Source organism: Microbacterium invictum, from assembly GCF_014197265.1.
GTDB classification, from domain to species: Bacteria; Actinomycetota; Actinomycetes; order Actinomycetales; family Microbacteriaceae; genus Microbacterium; species Microbacterium invictum.
In genome coordinates, this window is record NZ_JACIFH010000001.1 from 1,982,897 (window position 1) to 2,006,160 (window position 23,264).

General features: G+C 71.4%; 13 protein-coding genes. 8 read left to right on the forward strand and 5 right to left on the reverse strand.

The genetic code is table 11. The features are described from left to right. Nucleotides 1–196 precede the first annotated feature (196 nt). A complete protein-coding gene (locus BKA10_RS09350) occupies nucleotides 197–1,642 on the reverse strand; it encodes a response regulator transcription factor (RefSeq protein ID WP_183499643.1) in 1,446 nt (481 codons plus the stop codon). A 313-nt stretch (nucleotides 1,643–1,955) separates the two neighbouring features. On the opposite strand from BKA10_RS09350, the gene BKA10_RS09355 reads away from it, so the two are divergent. From BKA10_RS09355 to rfbA, 4 genes are all read left to right on the forward strand, one after another. Next, nucleotides 1,956–8,801: a hypothetical protein gene (locus tag BKA10_RS09355; RefSeq protein ID WP_183499644.1), complete on the forward strand. Its 6,846-nt coding sequence runs from the start codon at nucleotides 1,956–1,958 to the stop codon at nucleotides 8,799–8,801. 16 nt (nucleotides 8,802–8,817) lie between these two features. After that, on the forward strand, nucleotides 8,818–12,591 hold the full coding sequence (locus tag BKA10_RS09360) for a hypothetical protein (protein WP_183499645.1): 3,774 nt from the start codon (nucleotides 8,818–8,820) through the stop codon (nucleotides 12,589–12,591). 295 nt (nucleotides 12,592–12,886) lie between these two features. Further along, nucleotides 12,887–14,380: a DUF222 domain-containing protein gene (locus BKA10_RS09365; protein WP_183499646.1), complete on the forward strand. Its 1,494-nt coding sequence runs from the start codon at nucleotides 12,887–12,889 to the stop codon at nucleotides 14,378–14,380. Between the two features lie 28 nt (nucleotides 14,381–14,408). Continuing rightward, a complete protein-coding gene (gene rfbA / locus BKA10_RS09370) occupies nucleotides 14,409–15,278 on the forward strand; it encodes a glucose-1-phosphate thymidylyltransferase RfbA (RefSeq protein WP_183499647.1) in 870 nt (289 codons plus the stop codon). Between the two features lie 229 nt (nucleotides 15,279–15,507). On the opposite strand, the gene BKA10_RS09375 is transcribed toward rfbA, so the two are convergent. Further along, complete coding sequence (locus BKA10_RS09375) at nucleotides 15,508–16,593, reverse strand: trypsin-like serine peptidase (RefSeq protein WP_183499648.1); 1,086 nt, start codon at nucleotides 16,591–16,593, stop codon at nucleotides 15,508–15,510. Nucleotides 16,594–16,700: 107 nt separating this feature from the next. Between BKA10_RS09375 and rfbB the strand changes: the two genes are divergently transcribed. From rfbB to BKA10_RS09390, 3 genes are all read left to right on the forward strand, one after another. Next, the gene (rfbB, locus tag BKA10_RS09380; RefSeq protein WP_183499649.1) at nucleotides 16,701–17,699 is read left to right on the forward strand and encodes a dTDP-glucose 4,6-dehydratase; all 999 of its coding nucleotides are present in this window, start codon (nucleotides 16,701–16,703) and stop codon (nucleotides 17,697–17,699) included. Continuing rightward, a complete protein-coding gene (locus BKA10_RS09385) occupies nucleotides 17,696–19,105 on the forward strand; it encodes a sugar nucleotide-binding protein (protein ID WP_183499650.1) in 1,410 nt (469 codons plus the stop codon). Before rfbB ends, BKA10_RS09385 begins: the two co-directional genes overlap by 4 nt. Nucleotides 19,106–19,307: 202 nt before the next feature. Continuing rightward, a complete protein-coding gene (locus tag BKA10_RS09390; protein ID WP_206686975.1) occupies nucleotides 19,308–19,607 on the forward strand; it encodes a hypothetical protein in 300 nt (99 codons plus the stop codon). A 41-nt stretch (nucleotides 19,608–19,648) separates the two neighbouring features. On the opposite strand, the gene BKA10_RS09395 is transcribed toward BKA10_RS09390, so the two are convergent. Then, nucleotides 19,649–20,194: a DUF4126 family protein gene (locus BKA10_RS09395; protein ID WP_183499652.1), complete on the reverse strand. Its 546-nt coding sequence runs from the start codon at nucleotides 20,192–20,194 to the stop codon at nucleotides 19,649–19,651. After that, nucleotides 20,191–20,388, reverse strand: coding sequence for a hypothetical protein (locus tag BKA10_RS09400; RefSeq protein WP_183499653.1), 198 nt, complete (start codon nucleotides 20,386–20,388; stop codon nucleotides 20,191–20,193). Before BKA10_RS09400 ends, BKA10_RS09395 begins: the two co-directional genes overlap by 4 nt. Nucleotides 20,389–20,642: 254 nt before the next feature. Here BKA10_RS09400 and BKA10_RS09405 point away from each other — a divergent pair, with 254 nt between their 5' ends. Beyond that, a complete protein-coding gene (locus tag BKA10_RS09405; protein ID WP_183499654.1) occupies nucleotides 20,643–22,058 on the forward strand; it encodes a cell wall-binding repeat-containing protein in 1,416 nt (471 codons plus the stop codon). Between the two features lie 230 nt (nucleotides 22,059–22,288). On the opposite strand, the gene BKA10_RS09410 is transcribed toward BKA10_RS09405, so the two are convergent. Continuing rightward, on the reverse strand, nucleotides 22,289–23,134 hold the full coding sequence (locus BKA10_RS09410; protein WP_183499655.1) for a universal stress protein: 846 nt from the start codon (nucleotides 23,132–23,134) through the stop codon (nucleotides 22,289–22,291). Between the last annotated feature and the right edge of the window lie 130 nt (nucleotides 23,135–23,264).

Below are 23,264 nucleotides of genomic sequence, written 5' to 3' on the forward strand. Positions count from 1 at the left end.
GGCCAGACCAAGAACCTTCGGCCCTCCCGGCCGTCGGATACTTCTCCCCCAGTGCGACGAGGGGTGGCCGGGTCGGCGCACGCCTCGTTGATCTGTTCTCACCGTATCCAGCCGATGACCGCCGTCAGGACCTTTTCCTGTGTAATCGGACGCATTCGAGGCGAATTCACCCCCGAACTCACCCCTCCTCGTTCGGTCAGAGGAGGCCGCGACGGTGCCCTTCGCGGATTGCATCCGCTTTCGTGTTCACCTCGAACTTGCGGTACAGCGAGCGCTGATGCGACTTGACCGTATTGACCGACACGAACAGGCGCTGGGCGATCTCTGTGCGCGTCGCCCCCTGTGCGAGCGCGGCAAGCACCTCGACCTCACGCGCAGACACCGCCACCGTGGGAGCCGGCCAACCCTCGACGGTCAGTGCCGCACGCGCAGAGAGCGCCGGGGCAACGCTGTTGAGCAGCGCATAGGCGAACCCGTCGATATGCGGAGCCGCGCGGGTGAGCGCCTCGTGCGCGGCGGCAGCGTCGCCACGCGCGTCATGCGCGAACGCAGCGACGACCAGCCGCAGATTCTCGGTCTGCGGCAGAACCCACGGTCGGTCGGCTCCCGCCTCGGCAAGCTCAGCACCGCGGTCGGCGTCACCGGTCACCGTCGCCCACAGTGCGCCCAGCACGCTGACCCGGGTTGCGACGGCGATGTCCTCGTCGCGCGGCGCTTCGCCGGCCAGGATCGCGTCGATCATCCGGACGGCGGGCAGCGTGACACCGGGAATCCCAGTCCCCTCGGCACCGATGAGACCCATGGCATCGAACTGATCGATGCGAGCGCGCAGTGCACCGCGCTGGCCCGAGATGACGCCGAGCCGATGGGTCGCGGTGACATAGAAGGGCCAGAGTTCGTGCATCGCGGGAATCGGTATCGCGAGCAGTTCGCCGAACGCCTCCTCCGCCTCGATGTCGGGGCGCAGCAGTGCGCACACGAGCCGCTCGTCGACATCGAGCAGGTCCTCAGCCCAGCTGCTGGTGCGCGGCACGGCCTGCGCCGCTTCGCACCGGGCCTGGGCTTGAGCACGGTCGCCGTGAAGCGCGTGGATGATCGCCGACCGCAGGTGCGCGTCACGGTTGAAGAATGCCAGCGCGGGCGACGTGGGGTACACCAGCGACTTGTCGAACATCGCGAGGGCGGCAGTGAATTCGCCGGCGAGCATGGCGGTCACCCCGGCCTGGAGGACAGCGAAGGCACGCAGCCCCCGTGAGGGATCGACCAGGTGGATCGCGGGCGCACGGATCACCTCGAGGTCGCGCAAGATCTTGAGGGCGCCCACGGGGTCGCCGTTCAGCCGCAGGCCCGCGGCGCGGGCGAACGCGACCATGTCGCGCTGAACCGGATCGCCGGTGTCTGCCGCATCGACGGGCAACCCGCGGGGCGTCATCATCTGCAGCATGAGCGTGCCCGGGTCGACCCATTCGGGATCGGCCTCGCCACCGTGATCGGCCATCATCTGCAGCTCCGAGGAGTGCATGCCAAACCACAACTCGAGCGGATGCCGCGACAGCAGCACCGCGAACGCATCCCCATCGCCGCGTCTCATCGCCGCACGCGCCGTTTCGACGACATCAGTCATATCCGCGACATCGGTCATATCCGACACCATTGCCCCGCATCCCGTCCTTGCGTCATGGCTCTCCCCGCCACCTCGACGCTATCGAAAGTTGCGACAGACGCGGAATCCGCGACGGTGACCCCGCGGGCATTTCCGCCGCGCGCCACGGGGCTTGTGGGCGGGGAGCGCGCGGAGGATGATGGGCCGCGCACACGGCATGCGGGGGCAGCGATCGCGGTGACGCGGGGCCTGAGCGCGAGGTATCAGCGGCGCATGCTCACCACTCTTCGGAGTGACCACAGAGTGCGCGATCTGGGCGCGCTCATCCGGTCCCCATGGCGAAAGGGGCACCATGAGCCTCTGGGATTCCCTGTCGGGCGAAGGCGGCGGCGCGGACCGACTGCGGCCCCTGCTCGAGCAGCTGACAGACGCGGTCACCACCTCAACCGAGACCGATGAGTTCGGCACGTGGGATGTCGTCTCGGTCACGCAGAGCCTCACAGACCTCCCCGGCCTCGACCTCACCACCGGCGGCCTGGGCGGGGCGGGGTCGATCCTCGAGCTGCGCGACCCGAACGTCACAGTCGCCGTCGGCACGCTGCCGGCCCCGGCATCCGCATGGCGCGTCATCATCACAGCCCCGCTGGCGGCCATCAAGGTGCCGGGACTCGTGGGCGCGAAACTCGATGCGCAGGGCCAGCTGATCCCCGACCCCGCCTTCCCGGACGTGGTCTTCGTCGTGCCGCAGCTGCGGCTGCGCGTCATGCAGCTCGCGGGCCAGTCGGTCGCGGTCACGCTGCTGTCGGCGACCACGACGGCCGGCGGCGGCACCGACGACATCTACGAGTTCGTCCGCATGGAACCGCCGTACGCGCTGATCGGCCCCGGCTCTGTCGTCGGGTTCGCGTACCGCAGCGCCGTGCTCGACCTGTCGGGCAGCGCGGGGCCGTCGGGCGTGCCGGCCGAAGCACGCGTGCAGCCCGACGCCTGGCAGGGACTGTTCCTGCCCGAAGTGCGGCTGTTCGTCGCCCCCGATGGGCTCGAAGGCATCGCGGTCAGCGCCGGAGTGCGCAACCTCTGGATCGGCGTCGGCGCGCACGCCGGCGTCACCGGAACCTTCGAAGCCGAAGTCGTCAACCGCGGGGCCTCGCCGCGCATCCACGTGCGCTTCCGCGGCGCGGGCGGGCGCTACATCGCCGACCCCGGCCCCGGCACGGCGCTGCTGCCCGAGCACAGCGAGATCGTCGTCGACACCGAGGGCGGCATCGCGCCGGTCGAGGTGTCGATCCGCGTGGGCTCCGACCTCGTCGAGGACGACCGCCGGCCCATCGTGACGCCGGCCACCGGCACACTCACCGTCACCGTGACCGTCGACGACGCGGGCCCGTCGCCGGCGACCGTGCGCACCATCACCGTGCAGCGAGATACGACTCCGGATGCCGGTGGTGCCGGCGGCTCGGCGGGTTCGACCACGCAGGTGCGCCCGACCCAGCGCGGCACCCACGTCATCGTCAAAGAGGGCGAGACCGACACCACGGTCACCGTGCGGCTCGAGCCGCGGCGCAGCGTCGCGTGGACCGGGCCCGGCGGCACCCACACCGGCGAGACCCTCACCGTGCCCGTGGCCGCCGGGGCGCCCGTGCAGGTGACCGCCACCATCCCGGCCGGGGTGGCGCAGACGGCCGGATGCTGGTTCCACTTCGACCGGCCGACCGCGGGGCAGCTGCCGCCGGCACCCTCGCCGGCGCCGGTGCCGCCGCTCACGCCCGCCGAGCAGACGCGCGAAGATGCCCGCCTCGCCTGGGCCGACAGCAACGACGACATGCGCACCACTCCGGCATCCACCCGCACGACCAGCGCGTCAGGCGGCGAGCGCTTCGAGACGGCGATGGCGAACCGCATCGCCCAGATCGGCGCCGGGCAGACCATCACCGTCGACGGGTACGCGTCGCACGAAGCCCCCGGCTCGACCGCGCAGGACGCCCACAACCTCGACCTCTCGCGCCGCCGCCTCGAGGCCGCCGTGCGCGCGCTGCGCAGCGCCGGCTTCACCGACGTGCAGGCCGGCACCGCGCACGGCTCGGGGTTCGCGAACTCAACCTCGGTGATCGCCGGCCTCATGGACGGCATAAGCCCGAGGCCCGCCCCCGGCGCCTCGTTCTGGTGGCTGGCCGTCGCGCACTGGCAGCCGCTGCCGGCGACCGAGGAGGTATGCCGGGCCGACATCGTGCGCACACCCGAGCCGCCCGCGCCGCGCACCGACCCTCGGCCGCCCGAAGCCCGGCGCCCCGACTGCTTCCGCAAGATCGGGGTGCGCGTGGAGATCGTGCGCGACACGCTCGTGCGCGCCGAGATCTACGGCGAGTTCGACATCGAGACGGCCGTCGAGTCGTCGCTCGCGCGGCGCGGTGAGGGACCGCTGCGCACCGGCGGCCGCAACCCATCCGACGGTATCTGCCTGTTCCTGGTGCGGCTGCGGCTGAGCGAAGACCGCGCCGCGTGGGACGTCACCGGCGAGTTCCGCGCCGCCGAGCAGGACCGCGACGGCCTGGCCCTCATGACCGAGGCCGACGCCGACCCCAACGTGCTCAACATCCTCGGGGCGCTCGCCGTCATGGCGCCGCTGACCGCCAGCGCCGTCGAATTGTCGCCCGCCGCCGGGGCCATCGTGGCGCTCGGCAGCGTCGCGCTGGGCGCCAGCGACGTGCTGCACACGCACGCGCTCATGCTGCGCGGCGGAGAACTCGTCGTCTCGCGGGGCGTGCTCGGACCCGACGGCATCACCGCGGCATCCGACAAGGGAGTGCAGATCTCCATCCTGCTCGACCTCGAGATCGCCTTCAGCTTCGACCTCGAACTGGTGCGCGTCGACCCCGCGAAGCCGATCGTGGCCCGGTACAAGGCGATCGGCGTGCGGTCGCAGTGGGAGACGGATGCCGCGCCCGGTGGCGTCGAGTACGTTCCGCTGCCGGTGTTCGACCCCAGCCGCGGCTACAGCCTCGACGTGCCCGCCGGCGCGCTCACCGCGACGCCGCCGCTGGATGAGATCCTGCGGATCCTCGGGTTCCGGGTGAGCCGCGACAACCCGACCTATCTCGAGGTCGAGGTGGGCCTGGGCATCGACCTCGGCATCGTCAGCGTCGACGCGGTGCGCGTGCGCGTGCGGCTGGACGGGCCGCCGCTCGACCTGCAGCTGACCAAGCTGCGCGCCAGCATCGAGATCCCCGGCACGCTGCACGGGTCGGGGTCGCTGGAGTTTACCGAGTTCGGCTTCAAGGGCGCGTTCGACCTGACCGTGACGCCGGTGAACATCCGCGTGGCCGCGGTGCTGGCCGTCGAACGCGATCCGGCGCGCGGCGTCACGGGCGTCCTCATCGGCGGGCGCGTGGAGTTCCCGGTGCCGATCCTGCTCGGCAGCTCGGGGCTGGGCATCTACGGGTTCATGGGCGGCATCGGCGTCAACTACATGCGCGATGAGTCACCCTATGCGGCATCCCTCACCAAAGCCCTCGACTGGGTGAAGGACCAGTACACGCGCCCCGGCCAGGTCATGGACCCGTCGGGCTGGACGCTCGAGCCCGGGGCGTTCGCGTTCGCCGCCGGCATCGCGGTCGGCACGGTCGACGGCGGATTCACCGTGCACCTGGACGGCATCGTCGTGATCGAGGTGCCCGGCCCGCGGCTGCTGCTCATCATGAAGGCCGACGTGCTGAGCCTGCCGCCCGTGTTCGGCAGCGACCAGTCGGCCACGTTCCTGGCCGTGCTCGACATCGACTTCGGGCGCGGATCGATCCTCATCGCCCTCGTCGCCGAGTACGAGATCAAGAGCATCCTGCACGTGCGCGTGCCGGTGACGGCGAGCTTCGAGTCGGAGAACCCCGAGAACTGGTTCGTCGACCTCGGTCGCTTCCCCACCGCCGAGCGGGTCAGCGTCAGCGTGCTCGACGTCATCTCGGGCAGCGGATACCTCATGGTGCACGGCAACGGCATCACCCTGCAGACCGACCCGGTGCTGTCGGTGCCGTCGGGCTTCGCCGTCGCGACCGGCTTCCACCTGCAGGCCGTGCTGATGGGGTCGAAGCAGGTGGGCCTCTACCTCGAGGTGGCCGCGGGCTTCGACGCGATCCTGGGCCTGGACCCCTTCTACCTCGCCGGCATCATCTACGTGCGGGGCGAACTGCGCCTGTGGATCATCGGCATCTCGGCGAGCGCACGCCTCGTCGTCGAAGTCGGCACTCGCCGGCTGCCCGACGGCACGACCACCCAGCAGCCCTACGTGTACGGCGAGGTGTGCGGCAGCGTCGACTTCTTCTTCTTCAGCGTCAAGGGGTGCGTGAGCCTCACGATCGGCGAGCCGCCCACCCCGACCCCGACTCCGCGCGAGCTGGTCGAGGGCGTCTCGATCATCGCCCGCACGCCCGCGAAGATCGAGGGCTCGGGTGCCGGCGAGGTGATCGACGGGAAGCTGGGGGATGCCGCGCGCGACGGCACGGCAGAACCGGTGCCGGTCGTGCCGATCGACGCGATCCCGATCATCTCGTTCCACACCGGTCCGCACATGGACGGCGGTGCGGTCGGGACTGAGGTGCAGATCGCCGGTGCCACGCCGGTGAACCTGCCCGGCGGCGGGCCCAACCGGTGGACCCGGGTCGGCGATCGGTGGTGGCGCTACCGGGTGACGGCGATCTCGCTCACCGTCTCGGGCGGCGGTGCGCCGGTGGGCCCGGGCGCCACCCCGCACACCTGGCTCACACCGCTGGCCACCACCGGCCCGCACGCCGGCCCGACCCTGGCACTGCTGGACTGGCTGCCCACCGCCACCCCGACCGCGGTGCCGTACGGCGAGAACCTGGTCGAGACGGTGCGCCACCAGTGGGGCACCGCGTGCGCCGACGGGGCGCCGCCGGCGCGCATCCTCTGGACGTTCGGCGACTGCCCGGCCGGCCCGAGCGACGACGGCTGGCACCTCACCGGCGTGGCCTGGCCCGACCCGCCGGGCACCACGCGCGGCCAGCCCGCCGACACCCGGGTGCGCGTGATCGAGCTGTGGCGCATCCGGCCCGACATCGACCTCATGCAGGGCACCACCCCGGCGCGCGTGATCCGCGACATCGTGGCGTGCTTCCGGCCGCAGCGCGACGCGGTGCCCGCGACCGACCCGTTCCAGGTTTGGGACCAGATCGCACCCGCGACCTTCAGCGCCGATGCTGCGGCATCCGGCATCCCGCTCGACGCGGCGACCGACTACCTCGCCGCGGGCGGGTCGCTGCACGACCTCGCGGCCACCGCCCAGCGCACCGGCTGGGAGCCCGGCCACACCCGCGACCCCGGCACGCGGGGCGACCTCGGCTGCCACGGTGTCGTGCTGCGCTCGCCCCTCCGCGACGACGACGATCCGGCCCCGTGGGGGCCCGAGGCCGATCAGCAGCGGGTGAAGATCGCGTGGGATGCCGCGGGCTTCCGCCCGCACGAACTGGGCGACGCGGTGGCGTTCGTCCGCGACGACGACGAGTTCACCGGATTCCAGGTGCTGCTGCTAGTCGATGAGCGCGGCCTGAACGGCGACGTGGTGATCCGCTGCGAGGCCGCCGACGGCACGGCGCTCGACGAGCGCCCGGTCGAGGGCGGCGACGCCCTGTGGGCGCCGAACCGGCTGCCCGACGAATGGGTCGACGCCGACGGGCCGTGGGCCGGTGAGGTGTGGGATGCCGGCGTCATCGCGGGCCGGCTGCGGCGGCTCGGCAAGGCCCTGCTGCCGGCGTTCGTGCCGCTCAAGCGGGTGCCCGACGGCACGACGCGCATCGTGATCGGGCGGCGGCGGCACGAGGATGACGAACAGGGTGCCACCGAGCCGTTCTACGTCGTCGCGGCGACGGGCACGTTCGCCAGCGAGACCTTCCGCCACGAGTGGGACGAGACCGACATCGACCGGGATCGTGCCGCACTGTCGAACGCACTGTCGAAGGGCGCCGACGACGTGGCGTTGCTGCGCCCCGGGCGGGACTACACGCTCGCGGTGGAGTGGGAGGCGACGTCGAAAGAGAGCGAGACGCAGCCGGCGGCCGCCGACGACGGCGACGGCTGGAACGCCGCCCCGGCGCCGCAGACCTACCGGTTCCGCACCCAGGGCACCGCGCCGATCGACCTCGATCCGTGGATCACGAGCACCACCCCGAGCATGGACGAGGACGGTGTCTTCACGCGGGAGAAGGTGCGGATCGTGTTCGCCACGCAGCGGGTGACGGGCCTGTACGACGCGTACGGCCGCGAGCTGCGGGTGACGGTGCGCGCGGCATCGGGTCACCACCCCGAACCGCCCGGCGGTGGCACCGTCGCAGGCGGATTCACCCTGCCGGTCACCGCCGACGGCGTGTTCGCGACGCTCGAGAGCGCCCATGGAGTGGTCAAGCCCTGGTTGCAGGCGGCGCTGGAGGTGGTCGGCGAAGGCGGGCTCGGCTGCGTCAACGTCGACGAGGACGCCACGAACGTCTACACGCTCACGCTCGAGTACGATTTCGAGCCGCTCACCGACTACCTCGTCGACATCCGCAGCGTGGTCAAGACCACGGGCGCCGACCCGATCCTGGTGCACCGGGTCGGGTTCACCACCTCGCGCTTCCGCGATGTGGGCGACCTCGCCGCGCTCACCTCGAGCGCGGTGATCGAGCACCGGGCCGTCGCGTCGATCGCGGCGCTGGCCGCGCTGCCCGACGCGCCCAGCGGCGCCGCCGTCGATGAGGCGATGCAGCAGGCGGGGCTCGGTGTCGAGCCGGTGCCGGCCTGGCCGCGCACCCGGGTGCTGTGGAGCACCGACGCCGAGCCGCGGCCGCTCGCGGTCGTCGTCGAATGCAGCGAGCCGATGTGGCGCGAGCGCACCGTGCCGGCCTGGATCGAGGCACCGCCCGACGCTCCCGATCCGAGCCACGGCTATTGGGCCGGGCGCCCCGGCGAATGGCTCGTGCTGCGCGCCGACCAGACGCTGCCGGCGGCGGGCGACCTGCCGCGTGCCAGCGTGCCGCGCATCATCCGCGGCCCCGGTGGCACGCGCGCCATCGCGTTGCTGGGCCCGAACGCCCGCGGGTGCGAGGCGCGCTTCGCCCTCGTGCACCGTGACGTGATGCCGTCGGGCGTCACCGAGACCGCGACGACCGCGATCCGCGCAGACCTGCAGCGGGCGCCCTGGGAATCAGAGGATTGAGGGAGGTGGAGCACTGATGGGACGCATCGCCGACCCCTTCCGCCTGCGGGCCGAAGCCGTCGAGATCGACTGGACCGCCGTCGCCCGCGCCCGCGAGGCGGGCCTCGGCCAGGACCTCGACTGGAAGCGCCTCAAGCGGCGGACGACCGACGTGCGCCTGATCTGGGCGTGTGCGGCGACGCTGGGCGTGCCGCACGGCCCGTTCACGGTCTGGCACCGTCCGGTCGGCGGCGGCCGCCCGCAGCGCGTGGCCGCGACGGTCCGCAGCGACCCGGCGGGAACGCGGCTCGACTGGGGCGGTGTCGCCGCCGGTCACGTCGTGGTCAGCTGCAAGGCCGCCGATCCGGGCAGACCGGTGGGTCTGTTCCTCTACCGCGTCGGGCACGACGGGCTCACCGGCGCCGTCGGCGCGACCGCGGTGGCCGCGACGCCGGCGGCGGTGACGTTGTCGGTGCGCACGAGCGGGGCGACGTGGGCGGTGCTCGTCAACGGGCACTCGGCCGAGGTGAGCATCGCCACGCTCGACGAGATCGTCAACGCCGACGACTGGAAGCCGCTCGAACTCGTCGGGCTGCCCATCGACCAGCCCTGGCCCGGAACCGACTACGACGCCGGCGACCAGGGCTTCGTCGACGCGCCGCTGCCGCCGGTCGAGGCGGCGCTGAACCGCATCGAGCGCGGTGCCCCGCCGCTCGGCTGGGACGCCCGCACGCCCGGCGGGCTCGATGCGCCCAGGTGGGACGAACCCGATCCCGCCGCGCTGGTGAAGGAGATCCAGCACTTCACCCTGCCGGCCGTCGCGGCGCTCTACGACGCCGGGCTGCCCGAGTTCGCCCAGATGCAGCGCGAGGCGTGGCAGGCAGCGCGCTCGCCGCACGTCGACGGCGCCGCCCGCACGTCGTCGCTCGACGCGCAGGCCGACCTGCGCCCGTGGGCGGTGCTCGCGCTGACCGCGCAGATCGATCCGTTCCTGAACCTGGCGACCGGATTCGGCACCGCGTACGCCGCCGAACGCTTCGACGACCGGCATCCGGCGATCGGCGGTGACGAGCTCATGGTCACCGCGATCTACGCGCACACGCTCGGGCCCGACGAGGTGGTGGTCGAAGGCCAGCCGCTGCCGCCCGGCATCGGCGGCGCCGAGTTCGCCGCCTATGCTCCGCGCGGCGCGCGGCTCAGCCAGGTCGCCGCGCCCGGGCAGCTGAGCGCGACGCGTGCCGGGCTGGTCGAGCCGCGCGGCATCGACCAGGCGTGGGGCGAGAGCATCCGACTGTCGTACCAGCGGGCGGCATCGTCGGCCATGCTCGGCACCCCGACGCAGCAGGCCGCGATCGTCGCGGCCGCGGGCAGTGCCGCGGCCGAGGCGATCATCGAGCGGCGCGATCCGCAGGGGTGGCGCACGGTCGCGATCTCGCCCGACGCGCCGCAGGGTCAGCCCGGGCACGACCGCGCCTCGCTCATGCACGCGCCCGTCGAGATCGCGCTCGGGTCGGGCGGCCGCAATGCGCAGTACGGCCTCGCCGTCGCCGACGTGTTCGGCGTGTGGTCGCCGTGGCGCGACGCCGCCTACAGCGGAGACGAGCCGCAGCCCGACCTGCCGGCGATCGTGGCGGCCACCCTCGACACCCGCTACGCCGGATCGACCGCCGCGCCGAGCACCCTGGCGGTCGATGTCGCCGTCGAGTGGGCCGAGCGGCGCACCACCCGCATCGACGTGCGGGCCGTGTTCCATCCGGCCGTGCCGGCACCGGCATCCCCTCTCTCCTTGTCTCCTACCGGTGCCGTGTCGACGGGCTGCTTCGCACGCGATCTCGCCGTGACGTTCGCGGCCGACGGCGCGCCCACCGGGGTCGGCTGCACGGTCGTCGAGCTCAACGCCGAGGGCACCGCTCCGCTCGGGGGCGGGCCGCGCCCGGACGGCGTGCGGCGCTACCGGCTGACCGGCGACGTGCCGACGCTCGACTTCGCGGTCGTGCGGCGGTGGGGAGCGGCCCTGTGGGCGCGCCGGCACCTGGCCGTGGGGGTGTCGCCGACGGGCTTCGGCGAGCGCACCGACACCGCCGCCGCGAGCCCGGTGCCGACGCTGCCGCTGCCGCCCGCGCAGCCGCCCGGGGTGCCGCTGGCGAGCCTGCCCGACGCGGCCGGATCGTCGCACGCCGCCGTGACGTGGAGTCTCGCCGCCAGCGCCGACGCGCGCACCGCGATCGTGTGGGAACTGGCCGAGACGGCGCTGCGGCAGACCGCGGGACTGCCGCCGCAGGCCGAGGGAGCGACCCCCTCCGAGCGCCTCGTGGCCGCCCGGGCCGCCTACGACGGACTGTCGGCCGAGCGACAGCGGGGCGTGTTCCGGCGGATCGCCGAGGTGGATGCCGCGGCGCGCACCTTCGACGTCACGCTGCCACGCGGGTCGACCGACATCCACTTCTTCGTCGTGACCATCGTGTCGTCCACCGCGGTGGAGTCGCCGTGGCCGGCCGCCGGGGCCGGAGTGCCGGCGCACAAGCACCTGCGCGCGGTCATCGCCCCGCACGTCGTGCGCCCCGAGCCGCCGCTCGTGCGGCCCTCGCCCGGCGCCGACGGCGTCGAGACGGTGCTGCGTCTGGAGGCGGCCAGTGCGCTGCCCGTGCACAGCTTCCGGCTGCTGCGCACCCGGTCGGAGCGCGCGGCGCTGCGGGCCGACACGATGGGGCCGCCGTTCGCCGCACCGCTCGCCGCACCGCGGCCGGCAGCAGGCGGAGGGCAGGCGGTCGATACCGTCACCGGACTGCCGATCTACGAGGCCACCTGGAGCGGGACGCTGCCGCCCGCGTGGACGCCGTGGCTCGTGCGCGCGAGCGCCGTGCCCATCGACGCCGACACCGAGCACGGCCGGCGCGGGCGCGAGTCGGAGCCCTCGGATGTCGTGTCGGTCGTCGCCGTGCCGTCGGGGCCGCCGGTGCTCGATGACCTCGTCGGGGTGGCGGACGCCGCCCACACCGGGATCGTCGTGCAGACCGGGACGACTGCGCCGGTGGCTGCGATTGCGGCGGGTGACCACGTGCTGCAGGCGAGCGTCGTGGTGCTGGGAGCGGGCGCGGTCGTCGTGGCTCCGGTCGCACTGGCCGAGGTGGTCGAGGCCGACCTGTCGGCGCCGCCGGCGGGGCTGACCGCCGGGTCGCCGCCGGTGTGGCGCCGCGGGCCGCGGGTCACCGGCCGCACGCCGCTGGCGCTGTGGTTCGTCCGCGGCGACGCCGCCGCGCCGGTGACGGCCGAGCTGACGCTCACCGACCCGCGGGGCCGGTCGAGCACCGGCACCGTGGAGATCGCGGGGTACACCCCGCCGCCGCCTGCGCCCTCGACGCTCGAGCTGCTGGGCATCGTGCCGGTCGCGCTGAAGGGCGTCGCGGTCACCGTGCGCACCGACGCTGCAGCCGCCGAGCCGTACCGGCTGCGAGTGAGCGCCGTGCGCCGCAAGGTGCTGCCGACCGGCGGGCGGGGACTGCCGGTGCCGGGCGTGGGGCCGCTCGTGATCCGGCCGCTCGTCGCCGAGATCGCGTTGAGCGACATCCCGGCGATGCCGCGCGCGCCGGTCGTCGTCAACACGGTGTCGTTCCGGCGCGCCGGGCGGGGGCTCGCGGGCGTGGGGATCGGGAGTGGGATCGGGATCGGCGTGGGCCGGGACGTAGGGCTCGGCGTCGGTCTCAAGGGCGGGGCGATCGAGATCGGAGTGCCGCTCGCATCACCGGTCACCGTCACCGTCACGCTCATCGCGCCGGACGGCACCGCCGTCGCCGTCTCGGGGAGCGGGTAGCCGGCGTCGCGGGAAGCGTGTCGGTCGGATCGCGGCATCCATTCCCTCCACACGACGCGACTGCGGACGTCGGATCGCGGCATCGCTTCCTCCCCAAGATGCCGTGGTCGGACGTTCTCCCCCATTTCGTCCATCTCCGCTCAGCGCGGTGCGCCGGCGTGGCACAATCACGGCATCCGGATCGGTCTACTCGCCGTGCGCAGCGTCGAACCCACTTCTCCAATATCGCTTTTTTGTTCTACTTTTCGCTGCGGTTGTACTTGACACTCTCGTTGCTATATGCGATCATGAAGACATGACCTTCATCGACGACCTTCGAAGCGGCATTGACCGCCTGTCGGAGTTCGCCGAGCTCGACGTCGAGACGACGGCGCTTCTGCCCAGCGTCTGCGAACTCAGCGACAACGCCGTACGGGCCGCCTTCGACACGGTCGCGAACCATTCGCGCAATCTGCAGAAGCTCGAACTGGCGCTGGCCGGGGTCATCGCCCAGCGTTCGAGTCGGGCGGCCGGCCACAAGGGCCTCGCCCAGACCGGCGGGTACCGCACACCCGAGCAGATGGTGAGAGAGATCACCGGCGTGCCGAAGAGCGAAGCCGTGCGCGTCGTGCGCGTGGGTTCGTCACTGCTCGACGCCGAACAAGGTGCAGGTTCCGATGACGAGCTCGATGTGGATGCCGGTGCCGCAGCGCCGCCCGCTCGCGAGCCCTGGCATCGCCCACTGCGTGACGCGCTGCTCAACGGCGCGATCACGCAGGCGCAGCACGACGTGATCCGCCGCGGCCTGGGCGAGCCACCGGCCGTCGATGGCCGTGATGAGGCCGAGATCATCGAAGTGTGGCGCGTCGCGGCGCGGCGACTGGTGGCCGAGTCCGCCGATTCGACGGTCGAAGACCTCGCCGCGGCCGCGCGTGCGGCACGCGACCTCATCGATCCGGTCGGCGCCGAGCTGCGCTGGCAGGAACGTCACGCCAAGCGGTCGTTCCGGATGAGGGTCGACGCCGATGGCCTGCGTCACGGCCATCTCGTCTTCGACGACGAGGATGCCGACTTCTGGCAGTCGGTGCTCGACTCCGCGATGCGCCCACGCCGGGGCGGCCCGCGCTTCGTCAGCGAAGACGAAGCGGCGGCGGCGCGCGACCTCCTCGACGACCCGCGCACCAACGATCAGATGGCGTACGACCTCATCACGGACGTGTTCCGCGCCGGTGCCCTCGCCGAAGCGAAGGACGTGTTCGGCGCACGGCAGGCCGGTGTGCGCCTGGTGACGATCAAAGACGCCGTCGGCCCACGTGATGCCTTCGGGCGGCTCCTCGCGGTGGCCCACACCGAGGACGGGCGTGTGTCGCTGCCCGGCTCCGCACTCGATCGGGCGCTGTGCACCACCGGAAGCGTCGAGGTCATCGTCGATGCGTGCGGCAATCCGCTCGACCTGGGCCGCAAAGAGCGGCTGTTCTCCGCCCGGCAGCGGCTGGCGATCGCGGCACGAGACGGTGGCTGCATGTGGCCGGGCTGCGAGCGGCCAATCGCCTACTCCGAGGTCCACCACATCGATCACTGGCACGAACACCACGGCAAGACCGACGTCGATCGTGGAATCCTGCTCTGCCGATACCACCATCTCCTCCTGCACAACGCCGGATGGAAGATCACCCGCGTCGGCAAGGGCGAGTTCCTTCTGCACCGCCCGCCGGGAACCGCCGGCCCACCGATCCCACTGAGATCGAAGTCGCCGCTGCGGTGGCTGTTCGACCCGCCACCGCGAACCGGCTGGCGCACGGCGGCATGACGGCGGTCGGCATGCCAGGATGGGTGTCGTGAAGGGGATCATTCTTGCTGGGGGTTCGGGCACGCGGCTGCACCCGATCACGCTCGGGGTCTCGAAGCAGCTGATCCCCGTGTACGACAAGCCGATGGTCTATTACCCGCTGTCGACGCTCATGCTCGCCGGCATCCGCGATATTCTCATCATCACCACCCCGCACGACGCGCCCTTCTTCGAGAGGCTGCTCGGCGACGGATCCCAGTTCGGCATCTCGCTGACCTTCGCCCAGCAGCCGTCACCCGACGGGCTCGCGCAGGCGTTCACGATCGGCGCCGACTTCATCGGTGACGACAAGGTCGCCCTCGTCCTCGGCGACAACCTGCTCTACGGGCCTGGCCTGGGCAACCAGCTCAAGCGGTACGCCGACGTCGACGGCGGAGCGATCTTCGCGTATTGGGTCGCCGAGCCCCAGGCCTACGGCGTCGTCGAGTTCGACGACGAGCGCCGCGCAATCTCGCTCGAAGAGAAGCCCGCCGCCCCCAAGAGCAACTTCGCCGTGCCCGGCCTGTACTTCTACGACAACGACGTCGTCGAGATCGCACGCACCCTGGCGCCGAGCGCCCGCGGCGAGTACGAGATCACCGACGTCAACCGCGCCTACCTCGAGCGCGGCACGCTCGCGGTGGAAGTCCTCCCCCGCGGCACCGCCTGGCTCGACACCGGCACGTTCGACCAGATGACCGACGCCGCCGAGTACGTGCGCACCATGCAGCGCCGCACCGGCATGTCGATCGGCGTGCCCGAAGAAGTCGCGTGGCGACAGGGATTCCTCGACGACGACGCGCTGCGCGCACGCGCAGAGAAGCTCGTCAAGTCCGGATACGGCGCGTACCTGCTCGACGTGCTCGGCCGCGGCCGCTGAGTCGCCTCCTGGCGACGTGACCGACGTGGCCGACAAGTCGACCGTACCCATCGGCACCGCGGCAACGGTCCCCGAGCGCGTGACCACCGGCATCCGTGTCCGTCTGCCGGTGCAGGATGACCAGCCGCCACTCAGGGATGCTCGGTGCGGGCTCGCCGCACGAGGCCGGTGAGCGGGCTGCCGCGGCGACGAAGTTGTCCCTGCCGGCGGCAGGATGACCCGCCGCCATTCAGGGATGCTCGGTGCGGGCTCGCCGCACGAGGCCGGTGAGCGGGCTGCCGCCGGCGACGAAGTTGTCGGAACTGCTCTCTCCCGACACAACCCCCACGACATAGGGGCCGTGGTCCCAGAACCCGAAGACCGGGCCGCCCGACTGCCCCGGCCAGTTGTCGAACGTGCTGCTTTCGAGCACCCGGCCGCTGTCGGAGTCGTAGTCGGTTTCGTCGAGGGCGAAGTCGCGCTGATAGGTGGCGAGATCGCCGGTCCGGCTGAAGTCCTGCGGGTACCCGAGATTGCGCCACGAGAGCACTTCGCCATCCCACGAATCGCTGTAGGTGCGGGCGCCGAACCACCCGTAGCGATCACCGAGGCGCTGATCGAGCACGATCACCGCATAGTCATCATCCATGTTGGTGCTGCTGTAGTTGGCCGCGGTGACCTGCCGCGTGTAGTACGCCCACGTGCCGTGCGCGCTCGCCAGCGAGGAGCCGTTCGTGTAGAGCACGTCGACCCGCAGCCACCCCGGCGTCCAGTCGACGCAGTGACTCGCCGTGAGCACATGCCGGGGGCCGATGAGCACGCCGCTGCCACTCCACCCCGACGGCCGGGTCATCCGCACCAGACACCGCCACGGATAGCTCGTGTCGTAGTACGTCGACCGACCATCGGGAGCGAAGACCGTGGTCGGGCGCACCTTGCGCTCGCCGCTCAGCTCGCCCCTGCGCAGCTTGCCGCGCGCCAGGCGCGGACGGATCGTGACGTCGTCCAGACCGACCGGAATCGACGGCGCGAGCTCGCGCTCATCCATGCGCGCGGCCTCCCTGACCAGGGTGCGGCGGTCGAGCTTCACCAGTTCGGGTGCCGCACGCTCGATCGAGCCGGTCTGGCCCCGGGCGACCGACACCGAGAAGCGCCAGCGACCGTCGGCCGCCCGATCGAGAGTGACTTCGGGGGTCGCATCGGTGTCGGTGGTGATGTCGAAACGGGCCACCATGGCCTCCGCGGCGGGCGGCTCGTGACGGCGGATGTCCATTCCCGCGCTCAGCTTGCGATCGGTGAGGGGCGCGGGTGCCCCACCCTTCGTGTTGGTGTCCATATCGAAAAGAGGTCGGCGCGGAGCACGCTGATACCGCGCACGCCGAGGCCGCCGGCGCCACTGTCTGCCAGGATGGATAACCGGCATCCGAACCCGGGGAAGAGAACATGACCAGACTGCTCGTGACAGGCGGGGCCGGGTTCATCGGCTCGAACTTCGTGCACCACGTGCTCGAGAACACCGACCATGAGGTGACGGTGCTCGACAAGCTCACCTACGCCGGCAACCTCGCCTCGCTCGACGGGCTTCCCGAGAACCGGTTCACGTTCGTGAAGGGCGACATCGCCGACGCCGAGCTCGTCGACGAGCTGTTCCCGACAGTGGATGCCGTGGTCCACTACGCCGCAGAATCGCACAACGACAACTCGCTCGACAATCCGCGGCCGTTCCTCGACACGAACATCATCGGCACGTACACGCTGCTCGAAGCCGCCCGCCGGCACGACACCCGGCTGCACCACATCTCCACCGACGAGGTCTACGGCGACCTCGAACTCGACGATCCGGCCCGGTTCACCGAGCAGACCCCGTACAACCCGTCGTCGCCGTACTCGTCGACCAAGGCCGGCTCCGACCTGCTCGTGCGCGCGTGGGTGCGCTCGTTCGGGGTGCGCGCCACGATCTCGAACTGCTCGAACAACTACGGCCCGTACCAGCACATCGAGAAGTTCATCCCCCGGCAGATCACGAACGTGATCCGCGGCATCCGTCCCAAGCTGTACGGGGCCGGCGAGAACGTGCGTGACTGGATCCACGCCGACGACCACTCCTCCGCCGTGCTGCGGATTCTGGATGCCGGGGTCATCGGCGAGACCTACCTCATCGGCGCCGACGGCGAGAAGAACAACAAGGACGTCGTCGAGCTGATCCTCACCCTGATGGGGCAGGATGCCGGTGCCTACGACCACGTCACCGACCGCGCCGGCCACGATCTGCGCTACGCGATCGACTGGACCAAGCTGCGCGACGAACTCGGCTGGCAGCCGAAGTACCGCGATTTCGAGGCGGGCATGGCAGCCACCATCGACTGGTACCGCGCGCACGAGGACTGGTGGGCACCGGCCAAGGACGGCGTCGAGGCGTTCTACGCGTCGAAGGGGCAGTGACCGTGGAGTTCTCGAAACCGCTCGGGGCGGCCGACACCGGCATCCCGGGGCTCGTCATCTGGGACCTGCCGGTGCACGGCGACAGCCGCGGCTGGTTCAAGGAGAACTGGCAGCGCGAGAAGATGACCGCGCTGGGCCTGCCCGACTTCGGGCCGGTGCAGAACAACATCTCGTTCAACGACGCCGTCGGCACCACTCGTGGCATCCACGCCGAGCCGTGGGACAAGTGGGTGTCGGTCGCCACCGGCCGCATCTTCGGCGCGTGGGTCGACCTGCGCGAGGGCCCCACGTTCGGTGCCGTCTTCACTGCCGAGATCGACCCGTCGCGGGCGATCTTCGTGCCCCGCGGGGTGGGCAACTCCTACCAGACGCTCGCGCCCGACACTGCGTACACCTACCTCGTCAACGACCACTGGTCGCCCGACGCGTCGTACTCGTTCCTGAATCTCGCCGATGAGACCGCCGCCATCGACTGGCCGATTCCGCTCGACCAGGTCGAGATCTCGGCGAAGGACCTCGCTCATCCGCGACTGGCCGACGTGACTCCCGTGCCGCCCCGGAAGACCCTCGTCGTCGGCGCCGGCGGACAACTCGGCAAGGCCTTGCGCGCCGAGTACGCCGGCGTGTCGTCGATCGAGTTCGCCACGCGTGCCGATCTCGACCTGACCGGCGCCGATCTGGCATCCGCGCGCCGCTGGCGCGACTACGGCACCATCATCAACGCCGCCGCGTACACCGCGGTCGACACTGCTGAGACCGCGGCCGGCCGAACGGATGCCTGGGCCGCCAACGTCACTGCGGTGGCGGCGCTCGCGCGCATCGCCACCGAGAACGGCATCACGCTCGTCCACGTCTCGAGCGACTACGTGTTCGACGGCTCCGCCGACCGGCCGTACACCGAGGACGCGCCCGTGTGCCCCCTCGGCGTCTACGGGCAGACGAAGGCCGCGGGCGACGCGATCGTGGCCACCGTGCCCCGTCACTACATCGTGCGCACCTCGTGGGTCATCGGCGAAGGGCACAACTTCGTGCGGACGATGGCGTCGCTGGCCGAGCGCGGCATCGACCCGAAGGTGGTCGACGATCAGATCGGGCGGCTCACCTTCACCGATGAGCTCGCACGCGGCATCCATCACCTTCTCGACTCGGATGCGCGGCACGGCACGTACAACCTGACCGGTGGCGGCGAACCCGAGTCGTGGGCTGCGATCGCGCGGCGAGTGTTCTCGCTGACCGGTCACGACCCGGCACGGGTGACCGGCGTCTCCACCGACGAGTACTTCGCGTCGGCGACGGGACCGGTGGCCCCGCGGCCCCGCAACAGCGACCTGGCGCTCGGAAAGCTGGAGGCGACAGGATTCTCGCCCCGAGCGTTCGCGGACTCGCTGGCCGGCTACCTGGCCTGAGTAGCGCGGCTGGCTGCGCTCAACCCATACCTGTCGGGGTGCGGCCTCCGCCGAGGAGCGCGGCAGCCGGTCCTGCCCCAGCGTGTCCTCCCCAACACCGGCGTCGCGCCGCTTGTCCACAGGTTGTCCGGCGCGAGCCGCGAGCCGCCCGCCCCACTGGCAGAATCACGGCAACCGGGACGACAATGGAGGCGTGGACATCATGACCGAACCGCAGAGCTGGGTGCTGATCGGCCTCTTCACGACGATCATGCTCGGCGGCATGTCGATCATGACGATCCTCATCAACCGGTCTATCGACAGCCTTCGTCTTGAGATGACCGGCCGCATCGACGGACTCAGTGGCGAGATGAACGGCCGCATCGACGGACTCAGTGGCGAGATGAACGGCCGCATCGACGGACTCCGCGGCGAGATGAACAGCCGCTTCGACGCAATGAATGTCCGGATGGATTCTCTCGACAAGGACGTCGCCGCACTCGTGAAGCGCGTGATGGGCTGAGCTCCGCTGGTGTCGCGGCTGCCGTGACCGGCGTCGGCGGTCTACCCGGGCGGGCGAGTGCGCGCGACGGCGGTGAGGATGCCGACGCACGCGGCATCCTCGATCGCCGCCACGGCCGTGTCGGGGAGTCTCGTCTGGGCGACACCCTGAGCGCGGGCGCGCGCGAACAGCACGTTTCCCGCCAGCGCGGCCGCTGCGCCGACGACGGCCGCCCACACCGTGCGCCCCTTGCCGCCATACTCCGAGCCGATCGCCGCGGCCCCGAACGTCACGATGACCACACGGCCGATGAGGGCGGGCGGCTCCAGCCGCGACGGTGTGCCGGGCAGCTTGTCGGCGACCAGCTCACCGGCTCCGACCAGCACGAGGATTCGCCGTCCCCACGCGCTGCGCAGCACCGGCCATCGCGCCCACAACGCGCTCGGCGGCGCGTCGGCATGCGAGAGGGCGAGCATCGCCGCCGGTGCCATCGCACGCATCCCGCCGGCGAGCCCCAGCCCCGCAGCGCGCAGCGTCAGACCTCGCGGATCGCGGGCACCGGCATCCACAGCCCTGGCACGGCGACGAATCGATGTGGCCCGGGTCACTGCGGTGCCTGCTGGTCCTCTTCGGGCTCGAACGTCGACTTCTCGCCCGTGTAGCCGGCAGCGACGCCGTCGGGGTCGGGCGGAATCGTGCCGTCCTCGCCGAGGCCGCCCGGCTCTCGGGTGGCCTGGTCTCGCTCGGCATCCGATGCGTTGTCGAGGGCGTCGTCGTCGGGAGTGCGGTCGCGGTCGCTCATGGTGTCCTCCGAGATCGTCGGTGAAGGGATGCCGCGAGTATAGGTACGCGCCACCGCGCCGACCCGGGGGTTGACAGCGGGCTCGGCGGCGCTGCGTGTCGAGGACCGCGAGTGAAAACGGCCTCGCCTACGCGACTCCGTCGATGTTTCGGCCGTGCCTGACCGGGTGAGAACCCTCTCACGCCCTCGACCAAATTCGGGTCGGTGTGGTACTCAGGGAGAACCCCCGTCCACTCACCCCCCGGAGTGCCCCTATGTCTCGTCGTGCCCTGCGACGCCTCGGCGTCGTCGCGGCGACGATCGCCCTGGTCAGTGCATCAGTGCAGATCGCCGCCACCCCGGCATCCGCTGCCCCCCTTTCACAGTGCACCTCGATGACGCTCGAGCAGGTGCAGACTCGCATTCTGACCGAGACGAACGCCGCGCGCAGCAAGGCGGGCAAGGCGGCGCTCACGCTCAACAGTCAGATGAACACCGTCGCGGTGAACTGGTCCGCCAAGCAGGCCTCGGCGAACAAGATGAGCCACAATCCGAGTTACTCGAAGCAGATTCCGAGCGGTTGGAGCGGTGCCGCCGAGAACGTGGCCATGGGCTACGCGCCCACGAAGGTGACGACCGGATGGCTCAACAGTGCCGGCCACCGCGCGAACATCCTCGGGTCGTACACGCACATCGGCATCGGCGTGGGCTGCGCGTCGAACGGCTATCCGTATTACACGCAGGTGTTCGGTGCGTACAAGAAGGCGCCCGCGAACCCCAACGTGTCACGCGTCGCCGGCGCCGATCGGTACTCGACCGCGGCCGCGATCTCGAACACCACGTTCAAGACGAACGTGCCGGTCGCGTACCTGGCGAGCGGTGCCACCTTCCCCGACGCACTGTCGGGCGCGTCGTCGGCCGGCGTCGTCGGGGGGCCGGTGCTGCTCACCTCGCCGACCGGGCTGTCGGCGTCAGCCAAGACCGAGCTGTCGCGGCTGAAGCCGAAGCGGATCGTCGTCCTGGGCGGCCCGGGTGCCGTGTCGAACACGGTGATGCGGGCCGCGGCTGCCTACACGAGCGGGCAGGTGAACCGCGCCGCGGGCGATGACCGGTACGAGACCTCGGCGGCTATCTCGGCGGCCACATTCGATCCTGGTGTGCCGGTGGCGTACCTGTCGAACGGGCAGACGTTCCCCGATGCGCTCGCGGGTGCGGCTGCCGCCGGGCACATCGGCGGGCCGGTGCTGCTGAGCACCAAGACCGGCATTCCCGCTTCGGTGGCCGATGAGCTGCGCCGGCTGAAGCCCCAGAAGATCGTGGTTCTCGGGGGTCCCGGAGCGGTGACCGACAGCGTGGTCTCCGCCGCGCGCGCCTTCACCACCGGCGGGGCGTCGCGCCTCGCCGGCGCCGACCGCTACGCGACCGCCGCAGCCGTCTCGAAGGCGACCTTCGGCGCCGGAGTCCGCGTCGCGTACATCGCCAACGGCTCGACCTTCCCCGATGCGCTGTCGGGCGCCGCTGCGGCCGGGGTCGTAGGCGGGCCGGTGCTGCTGACCGCGGACTCTTCGCTGCCCGGCTCGGTGGCCTCGGAGCTCGCACGGCTCAAGCCCGCGAAGATCGTGGTGCTCGGCGGACCGGGCGCGGTCAGCGAGACCGTCGTCGCGCAGGCCGCGCGCTACGCGACCGGCTGAGCCGGGGCGGCGGGGACGCACGGCCGGCAGAGACCGAGGCGCCCGCCCTCAAGTCCGCAGTCTCGCGCGAAGTTCGCACCGATCCAGGGGGTTCGGTGCGAAGTTGGCGCGATTCTGCGAACTTGCGTACCCGTATGCGGACGAGTGGATGCCGCAGGCTCAGCGCGCCGGCATCCGGGCTCAGCGCGCCGGCATCCGGGGGCTCAGCGCGCCGGCCTCCGGAACCTGCGTCAGCGGACGACGGCGGTGACCGCGGCCAGCCGCCCGAGCACCTCGTGGCTGATCGATCCCAGCAGCAGCCGGGCGAACGCGCCGCGGCCGCGCGTGCCGACCACGGTCATCTTGGCGTCGGCGGCGAGCTCATTGATCACGTGCGACGGGTAGCCCTGCTCGACCTTGCGGATCACCTTCAGATCCGGGTAGTCGCTGGCGATGCCGGCCACGGCGAGCGCCAGGATCTCTTCGGTCGCCTGCTGCATATTCGTCATGTACAGCTCGGGGTACACGGCCAAATCGTTGCGCGGGGCGACCAGCGGCGTCCACACCGACACGGCGATCAGCGGCTCGCCCAGCCGGTCGGCCTCGGCGGCGGCGAACTTCAGCGCGGGCTCAGAGACCTCCGACCCGTCGATGCCGACTACCACGCCCGAACGCTCGGCGCCCAGATCGATGTCGGGCACGACGACCACCGGGCAGTGCGCGGCTGCCGCGATCCGGATGCCGTGGGCCCCGCGCGCCGGGCCCTCTCCAGGCCCGCGGTAGTCACTGCCGATGACAAGCAGCGCCGCCCCCTCAGACGCGTCGACGAGCTTGGACACCGGGTTGCCGGTCTCGACGTGGGTGACCACCTCGATGCCCTTCGCAGAGATTCGAGCGGCCTCGCGCTCGAGCAGCTGCCCGGTGGCGTCGATGGCCGAGAGCATGACGTCCGCCTCACCGACGGCGCCGATCGCTCCCCCGACGACCGCGACCAGGTCGATCTTCTGATGGCGTTGGGCGGCCCGGGCGATGGCCCAGTCCACGACGCGCTCGGTGACCGGCGCTCCGCTGATTCCGACGACGATCGAGTTCGACATGGTGCGCCCCTTCGCTGGGATGTGCCTGTCCCTCCACGCTATCGGTCCCGGCATCCATCGTCACCCGGATATCGCCGGGAATATGCGCACCGGCCCCGGCGCGACACCCGGCCGATACGGTGAAGGAAGC